The following is a 6,685-nucleotide window of genomic DNA, read 5'->3' on the forward strand; positions in this document are numbered from 1 at the left end:
GCCCCGGCCCCCTCCCGCCCGTTCTGCGCGTCCAACTCGTCAAGGATGCGGCGCACTTCGGGAACCGACAGATCCAGGCCGCGCAGTGAGCGGATCATGCCCAGCCGTTCCACGGCTTCCGGACCGTATCTGTGGTGCCGGCCGGTGGGCGCGGTGGCCCGATTGAAGGGGTGAGGCGAGAGGCCGGGCCACGGCTCGCTCGGGGTCGTGGCCCGGTCTGCCGCCCCTGGTCAACGCGTCCGCGCGGTCGGCTACTCGATGACCAGCTCGACGTCGATGTTGCCCCGGGTGGCCTTGGAGTACGGGCAGTAGGCGTGGGTGGCCTCGACCAGCTTCTGCCCGGTCTCGCCCGCGAGGGAGTCCGGCAGCTCCACGCGCATGATGACCGCGAGCCCGAAGCCGTCGCCGTCCTTGCCGATGGAGACCTCGGCGGTGACGGAGGCGTCCTTGGTGTCGACCTTCATCTCGCGGCCGACCGCAGCCATGGCACTGGCGAAACAGGCCGCGTAGCCGGCGGCGAAGAGCTGCTCGGGGTTGGTGCCCTTGCCGTTGCCACCGAGGGCCGGGGGCATGGCCAGGGGCAGGTCGAGCTGGCCGTCCGAGCTGACGGCACGGCCCTCGCGGCCGTTGGCGGTGGCGGCGGCGGTGTACAACGCGTCCATGGGATGACCCTCCTCTGGAGCCCCGACCCGGCTGGTCGTGGCCACGACTATAAAGATTGCACACAACTAAGTTGTGCACAACTCAATAGGGTGAGCGGCGGTACTCTGGTTCCATGACCACCGCTCCGAGCGCCTCGCCCGACCTCTCCGCCGTCCCCGACGCCGAGCTGCTGAGGCTGGACCACCAGGTGTGCTTCTCGCTGCACGCCGCCTCGCGGGCGTTCGGCGGCTACTACCGGCGGGCGCTGAAGGATCTCGGCCTCACCTACTCGCAGTACCTGGTCATGCTCGTCCTCTGGGAGCAGGGCCCACAGTCGGTCAAGGCTCTCGGTGAGCGCCTCCACCTGGACTCGGGGACCCTGTCGCCGCTGCTGAAGCGGCTGGAGGGTGCCGGACTGGTCCGGCGCGAACGCAGTCGCGAGGACGAGCGCTCCGTCGTGGTCGACCTGACCGGCGAGGGTGCGGGGCTGCGCGAGCGCGCCCTGTCCATCCCGCGGGGTGTGCTCGCCGCCACCGGCCTGTCGCTGGAGGAGGTCCTCGGGCTGCAGGACATCCTGGGCCGACTCACGGGCGCGCTGGGAGAGGCGGTCGACGACGACTGAACATCATGACAGGTTGGCCTGTCATCACGTCATGGCGGCAAAATAAATTGTCGAGCCACCCCGCGACAGTTAATGTTGTCGCATGGATGACGTGAAGGCGATCCCGACACCTGATCAGAGCGACGAGAACTTCTGGGCCACGGTCCTGACCCCGGTGGACCCCGCCTGGAACGAGCCCGATGACGACGACACGTTCGCCATGGACGAGCAACTGCTCGCGGCGGTCCGGTCGCTGACCGAACGGATCTCGACGCGCGCGCTCGCCTACCGCACCGCCGGCAAGCCCTTCGACGCCGCGCTCATGGCCGCGCCCGACGTGCAGCTGGCGATGCTGCGGTCGCTCTACGAAGCCAAGCGGTCCGTCGACCGGCTGGCCGAGAGCGCGGCCACCGTCGCCGGACGCGGTGGATCCAGTTACGCGCAGCTCGGCGCGGCCTGGGGCGGGATCAAGCGCCAGTCGGCCCGCCTCAAGTGGCCCCACGCGCTGCCGAAGAAGTCCGCCAGCGAGTCCATCCCGCTCCACTACGCGGGTGGCGACGCCGTGATTCACCACGACCCGGGCGCCGACGCCTGGTGGTACGCCGCCACAGGCGCGGACCTGCAGGAGGACGAGTCGGAGGCCGTCCACGCCACGTCCGCCGAGGCCATCGCGCGGGCGACCGAGTTTCTGCTGACGCACGCCCGGCCCACCCGGCACGACACCACGTGACCGCGTCGCAGGGGAGGGGTCGGGCTCAGCCGCCGGAGACCTCGGCAGCACCTTCGGCCCCGCGGGGGAAGTCCCAGGCCTCGATGTCACGGTAGTGGATCGGTCCGGGACCGCGACCGATGTTGCTGCCGACCAGGTGAAGACGCCCGGCCTCCCAGTCCCGCCCGGCGAACGCGGCGAGTGAGGCCGCGGCCTCCACCGTGTTCGCGTGGTCGCCCCGGCGGGACCGGGCCAGCGTGAGATGCGGCCGCAGCGGTCGCTCGGGGAAGGAGACGCCGCACTCCCTGACGAGAGTGCGTACGTCGACGGCGAGGCGGTGCAGCCCTTCGAGGTCCCCTGTGATCCCGGTCCACAACACCCGCTCGTCGAAGTGCCCGCCGCCGTGCAGCGCCAGCCGCAACGGGCGTTGCCGGGCCGCGAGCCGAGCGAGCGGAGGCATCAGGGGCGGAACGGCGGCGACCGGGAGTTCCCCGAGGAACGCCAGCGTGATGTGCCAGTCCTCGATGCGGTTCCACCGCATGCGCGGGTAGGCCCCATAGGCCGGACGCAGTACCCGCGCCAGCTCTTCCTTCGCGTCGTCGGGCGGGGCGAGCGCCAGGAACACGCGGGTCGTCAGGGCCGGGACACGTCCGTCCGCAGGGTGGCCGGTCACGGCTTCGAGCGGTTCGTTCACCTGCCGTACCGTACGTGCCGGCCATACCCCGGCCGCGACGCGGGGCCGACGACGGGCTCCGGCGCGTGCCGTGCGCGCCGGTCAGCCGAGGTAGTCCGTGCGTCCTTCGTCGTCCAGCTCGAAGGGACCCTCGGGGATGATGCAGAACTCATTTCCCTCGGGGTCGCCCATCACCAGGAACCCACCGTCGTCGTATCCCGCCAGTCGGCGCCCGCCGAGCGCCTCGACCCGCCCCTGCTCGGCGGCCGGGTCGGGGGCCGAGACATCGAAGTGCATCCGGTTCTTGGAACGCCTTGGCTCATCGGTCCGCTGGAAGCCCAGCCCGAGGCCGTGCTCGCGCCGCAGCCACACGTAGGGCCCCGTCCGGCCCACGACCGGCCTGCCGAGCAGCTCGGACCAGAACGAGGCGAGCCGTTCCGGATCCGTGGCATCGACGATGAGGGCGTTGATCCGCATGCGGGAGCCGGTCGTGTTCGGTGTGTCCGTCATGCTGACCCACCTTTCCAGGTACGGCCGTACGGTGCGAAGTTCAGCCGTCCACCTGTGCCGCCGCGCCGGCGCCCGCGGTCGCCGTCGTCCGGAACCGGGCACGATAGTGGGTGGGGGAGAGGTCCAGCGTCTGCTGGAAGGCCCGGCGCATCGTCTCGGCCGATCCGAACCCCGCCCCCTCGGCCACCGCCTCGATGGGATCGGTGCCCGAGGCCAGGAGCGCCTGGGCGGCCTCCAGGCGTACGGATTCGATGTACTGGGCGGGGCACTGCCCGGTCTCGCCGCGGAACAGCCGACTCGGATGCCGGGCCGAGACCTCGCCGAGCCGGGCGAGCGTGGTCGGGGTGTGCGGACCGCCCGGTTCGGCGCTCACCGCGTCCATGGCCGCCCGTACGGCGGGATGCCCGGCCTCGCGCGGCCGCAGCCGGGCGCTGAAATGGGACTGGCCGCCCGGTCTGGCCATGAACACCACCGGCTCCCGTGCGGTGTCACGGGCCGGACCGGCGCCGCGGTCCTCCTCCACCAGGGAGGATCGGACTCGATCGTCACCGCCGGGCAGGCGGCGGCCAGTTCACCGGCCAGCCGCCAGTGCGTCGCCGCCCTGCGGCCGTCCAGCAGGCCCGCCTCCGCCAGCACGAACGCGCCCGCGCACACGGACGCCACGCTGCGCGACCGCCCGGCGAGATCCCGTACCCCGGACGTCAGCGCGGCGTCGTCCACCGCCCGCCGCCAGTCCCGGCGGCCCGGCACCAGCAGCGTTCCGAGCCGCCCCGGGAGACCGGCCGGGGTGCCGTCGACCCCGAGCCTGATCCCGCCGGAGGTCCCGACGTCCTGACCGGTCACCGACCCGATCCGGACGTCGTAGCGGCCCCCGTGGCCGTTGGCCGTGGTGAACACCTCCGCCGTGCCGGTGTCGTCGAGGAGCTGGACCCCGTCGAACGCCAGGACGGCCACCAGGTGGGGGCGGGCGGTTCCGGTCATTCGGCCCAGGGGAAGTCGAGAACGGTGCGGACGAAGTCGCCGCGTTCGAAGCCGGGGACGTAGTGCTCCAGGACGTCGGCCTTGACGTTGCCGAACGTCGTCTCCGGCCCCGCTCCTTCTCCGGGAAGGTCGAGGTGATCACGGCGAGGGTGATCGGCATGATCATGGCCGCGCCCACCCCGCTGAACAGCCGGGCGGCGAGCATGACCTCGGCCGACGGCGCGAGACCCGCCGCCGCACCGGCCACGCCGAAGACGACGAGACCGGCCACCAGCACGGGCTTGCGGCCCAGCCGGTCGCCGACCGCGCCGAGCGGCAACAGCAGGGCGGCCAGGCCGAGGGTGTAGATGTTGATGATCCACAGGACCGTGCTCTGCGAGGCGCCGAAGGCGACGGCCAGGTCGGGCTGGGCGACGTTGAGCCCCGAGACCGAGGCGATCACGGCCATCAGCGCGATGCACACGGTGATCAGGATCGTGCGCCGCTGACGCGCATCGGGCACACCCTCGCCCGACTCGCCCGGGGCGCCGTCCGGATCGACGCCCACCGGACCGGGCTGGTTCGTATTCATGATTCCTCTTCCGCGCGAGCCCACCGATTCCGGGGCCGACCACGGACGACACTAAGCGCACCTTGCGCAGAGGGCATACACTCATGCCTATGACGCAAGAACATGGTGAGCTGGACAGCCTGGTACGCAAACGGATCCGCGCCCTGCGCGTGGCCCAGGGCTGGTCCCTGGAGGAGCTGGCCGCCCGAGCGAAGGTCAGCCAGTCCACGCTCAGCCGTATCGAGAACGGGCGGCGCCGGCTGGCCCTGGACCAGCTCGTCACGCTCGCCCGCGCCCTGGACACCTCGCTCGACCAGCTCGTCGAGACCGCGTCCGACGACATCGTCTCCAACCCGATGATCGACGGAGCCCACGGTCAGATGCGGTGGCCCATCAAGGCGGAGCCCGGCATGACGGTCATCCGCCAGCGCATGACCGAGCCTCCGCCCGACAACCCCGCGCGTCTGCGCGCACATCCGGGCCGGGAGTGGCTCGTCGTCCTGTCCGGCACCGCGATCCTGCTCCTGGGCAACCGGCGCCTGCGGATCGAGACGAACCAGGCGGCTGAGTTCCCCACGATGCTCCCGCACGCGATCGGCGCCGAGGGGGGGCCGTGCGAGCTGCTGGGCATCTTCGACCGTGACGCCCGCCGCGGCCACCAGCGCGGAGAAGCCACGGAGAAGCGTGGAGAAGCCACGGACGGGAAGGGGCCCCGCCGATCATGATGATCGGCGGGGCCCCGCCCCCGGTCCACGCGGTCAACCTCCCACGCGGGTCAGTCGTTCACGCGGGATCGACGCGGGAGACGACGCCGCTGCTGCCGAGCACGTACAGCTCGCCGTCACCGCCCTCCACGAACGAGATGACCTCCCCGCCGCTGACGCCGAGGTCGCCCACGCCGGTCACCTCGCCGTTCTCCAGCTGAAGCGTCCGCAGGGTGCCGTCGCAGTAGTCGCTGAACACATAGCTCCCCCGGAGGTCCGGGAGCGCGTCGCCGCGGTAGACGAATCCGCCGGTCACCGAGCAGCCGAGGCCCGTACGGTCGTACTCGTGCACCGGCGGGACATGGTTCGCGGGCTCCGTGCCGCCCCGGAAGGGATGCGTGCCCTCCATGGAGGCCCAGCCGTAGTTCTCGCCGCCCTCGCTGTCCGCCGGAGCCCAGTCGATCTCCTCCCAGTCGCTCTGGCCGACATCGCCGATCAGCAGGTCGCCCGTGCCCGCGTCGAAGGAGAACCGCCAGGGATTGCGCAGTCCGTACGCCCAGATCTCGTCCTTCGCGTTCGCGTGGTCCACGAACGGGTTGTCCGCCGGGATCGCGTACGGTTCGCCGCCGCTCGGGTCGATCCGCAGCAGCTTGCCGAGCAGGGTGTCGAGCTTCTGCCCGTTGCCGTGCGGGTCGCCGCCCGAGCCGCCGTCACCGAAGGCGATGTAGAGGTAGCCGTCGGGGCCGAACTTGATGTCCCCGCCATTGTGGTTCGCGTACGGCTGGGTCTGGGTGAGGACCGTGCGCCGTGTATCCGGCTGGAGTTGGCCGCCCTCCACCGTGAACTCGTCGATTGTGCTGGTGCCTTCGCGATCGGTGTACGAGATGTAGAAGTGCGCGAATGTCTTGTCGAACGCCACGCCCAGCAGGCCGCGTTCACCGTCGGTGGTCGTCTCGTCGGAGATGTCGAGAACGGGCTCGCCGAGCCCTGAATCGTCCAACACCCTTACGGTGCCCGCGCGTTCGGCGACCCATACCGTGTCGTTCGGCCCGGCCGCCCCGGCGGAAGGCCCCTGGGCCCTGGCCACTTCGGTCAGGGAGGCGCTCACCTGCTGAGCGGGGGCGTCGGCGGGCTCGTCCGCCGACGCCGTGGCCAACGCCAGGGATGTGACGAGGCAGAGCGTTCCGATGATCGCCGAGCTTCTGGTGCGAAATTTCACCGTGGCCTCCTGGAGGCGGCGAATGGGGGGAAGTCACCCGGCTGCTCGTACGGAGTTGAGTGGGGGTACGCGCCGGCAGGCAACCTGGGTGGGGGG

At 71.2% G+C, this 6,685-nt stretch carries 9 protein-coding genes and 3 pseudogenes; 3 read left to right on the forward strand and 9 right to left on the reverse strand.

Annotation, left to right across the window (positions count from 1 at the left end; translation table 11 throughout):
• Positions 1-137, reverse strand: a pseudogene (locus D3105_RS31230) (MerR family transcriptional regulator); the annotation flags it as partial.
• A gap of 114 nt (positions 138-251) precedes the next feature.
• Positions 252-662, reverse strand: coding sequence for an Ohr family peroxiredoxin (locus D3105_RS31235; RefSeq protein ID WP_044376929.1), 411 nt, complete (start codon positions 660-662; stop codon positions 252-254).
• A gap of 113 nt (positions 663-775) precedes the next feature.
• Here D3105_RS31235 and D3105_RS31240 point away from each other — a divergent pair, with 113 nt between their 5' ends.
• Positions 776-1,264, forward strand: coding sequence for a MarR family winged helix-turn-helix transcriptional regulator (locus D3105_RS31240; protein WP_118906255.1), 489 nt, complete (start codon positions 776-778; stop codon positions 1,262-1,264).
• A gap of 82 nt (positions 1,265-1,346) precedes the next feature.
• On the forward strand, positions 1,347-1,973 hold the full coding sequence (locus tag D3105_RS31245; RefSeq protein ID WP_118906256.1) for a hypothetical protein: 627 nt from the start codon (positions 1,347-1,349) through the stop codon (positions 1,971-1,973).
• Positions 1,974-1,998: 25 nt separating this feature from the next.
• Here D3105_RS31245 and thpR read toward each other — a convergent pair whose 3' ends face one another.
• The 6 genes and pseudogenes from thpR to D3105_RS31270 form a co-directional block, all read right to left on the reverse strand.
• On the reverse strand, positions 1,999-2,646 hold the full coding sequence (gene thpR, locus D3105_RS31250; RefSeq protein WP_118906257.1) for an RNA 2',3'-cyclic phosphodiesterase: 648 nt from the start codon (positions 2,644-2,646) through the stop codon (positions 1,999-2,001).
• A gap of 81 nt (positions 2,647-2,727) precedes the next feature.
• Positions 2,728-3,135 (reverse strand): VOC family protein, encoded by a 408-nt coding sequence (locus D3105_RS31255; RefSeq protein ID WP_240647090.1) that lies wholly within the window; start codon positions 3,133-3,135, stop codon positions 2,728-2,730.
• Positions 3,136-3,175: 40 nt separating this feature from the next.
• Positions 3,176-3,508, reverse strand: a complete 333-nt coding sequence (locus D3105_RS35570; protein ID WP_240647091.1) for a helix-turn-helix domain-containing protein — start codon at positions 3,506-3,508, stop codon at positions 3,176-3,178.
• On the reverse strand, positions 3,505-4,116 hold the full coding sequence (locus D3105_RS35575) for a DJ-1/PfpI family protein (protein WP_240647092.1): 612 nt from the start codon (positions 4,114-4,116) through the stop codon (positions 3,505-3,507). Before D3105_RS35575 ends, D3105_RS35570 begins: the two co-directional genes overlap by 4 nt.
• Positions 4,113-4,268: pseudogene (locus tag D3105_RS35580) on the reverse strand (diguanylate cyclase); the annotation flags it as partial. The gene D3105_RS35575 and the pseudogene D3105_RS35580, both read right to left, overlap by 4 nt.
• Positions 4,220-4,687, reverse strand: a pseudogene (locus D3105_RS31270) (MFS transporter); the annotation flags it as partial. The pseudogenes D3105_RS35580 and D3105_RS31270, both read right to left, overlap by 49 nt.
• An 89-nt stretch (positions 4,688-4,776) precedes the next feature.
• Between D3105_RS31270 and D3105_RS31275 the strand changes: the two are divergent.
• Positions 4,777-5,391: a helix-turn-helix domain-containing protein gene (locus D3105_RS31275; protein ID WP_118906258.1), complete on the forward strand. Its 615-nt coding sequence runs from the start codon at positions 4,777-4,779 to the stop codon at positions 5,389-5,391.
• Positions 5,392-5,449: 58 nt separating this feature from the next.
• On the opposite strand, the gene D3105_RS31280 is transcribed toward D3105_RS31275, so the two are convergent.
• A complete protein-coding gene (locus D3105_RS31280; protein WP_118906259.1) occupies positions 5,450-6,589 on the reverse strand; it encodes a PQQ-dependent sugar dehydrogenase in 1,140 nt (379 codons plus the stop codon).
• Between the last annotated feature and the right edge of the window lie 96 nt (positions 6,590-6,685).

Source organism: Streptomyces globisporus (assembly GCF_003501885.1).
Lineage (GTDB): Bacteria > Actinomycetota > Actinomycetes > Streptomycetales > Streptomycetaceae > Streptomyces > Streptomyces globisporus_D.

Coding starts and splice junctions, on each gene's coding strand:
- D3105_RS31235 (WP_044376929.1), bottom strand. CDS start 662: ATGGACGCGTTGTACACCGCCGCCGCCACCGCCAACGGCCGCGAGGGC.
- D3105_RS31240 (WP_118906255.1), top strand. CDS start 776: ATGACCACCGCTCCGAGCGCCTCGCCCGACCTCTCCGCCGTCCCCGAC.
- D3105_RS31245 (WP_118906256.1), top strand. CDS start 1,347: ATGGATGACGTGAAGGCGATCCCGACACCTGATCAGAGCGACGAGAAC.
- D3105_RS31255 (WP_240647090.1), bottom strand. CDS start 3,135: ATGACGGACACACCGAACACGACCGGCTCCCGCATGCGGATCAACGCC.
- D3105_RS35575 (WP_240647092.1), bottom strand. CDS start 4,116: ATGACCGGAACCGCCCGCCCCCACCTGGTGGCCGTCCTGGCGTTCGAC.
- D3105_RS31275 (WP_118906258.1), top strand. CDS start 4,777: ATGACGCAAGAACATGGTGAGCTGGACAGCCTGGTACGCAAACGGATC.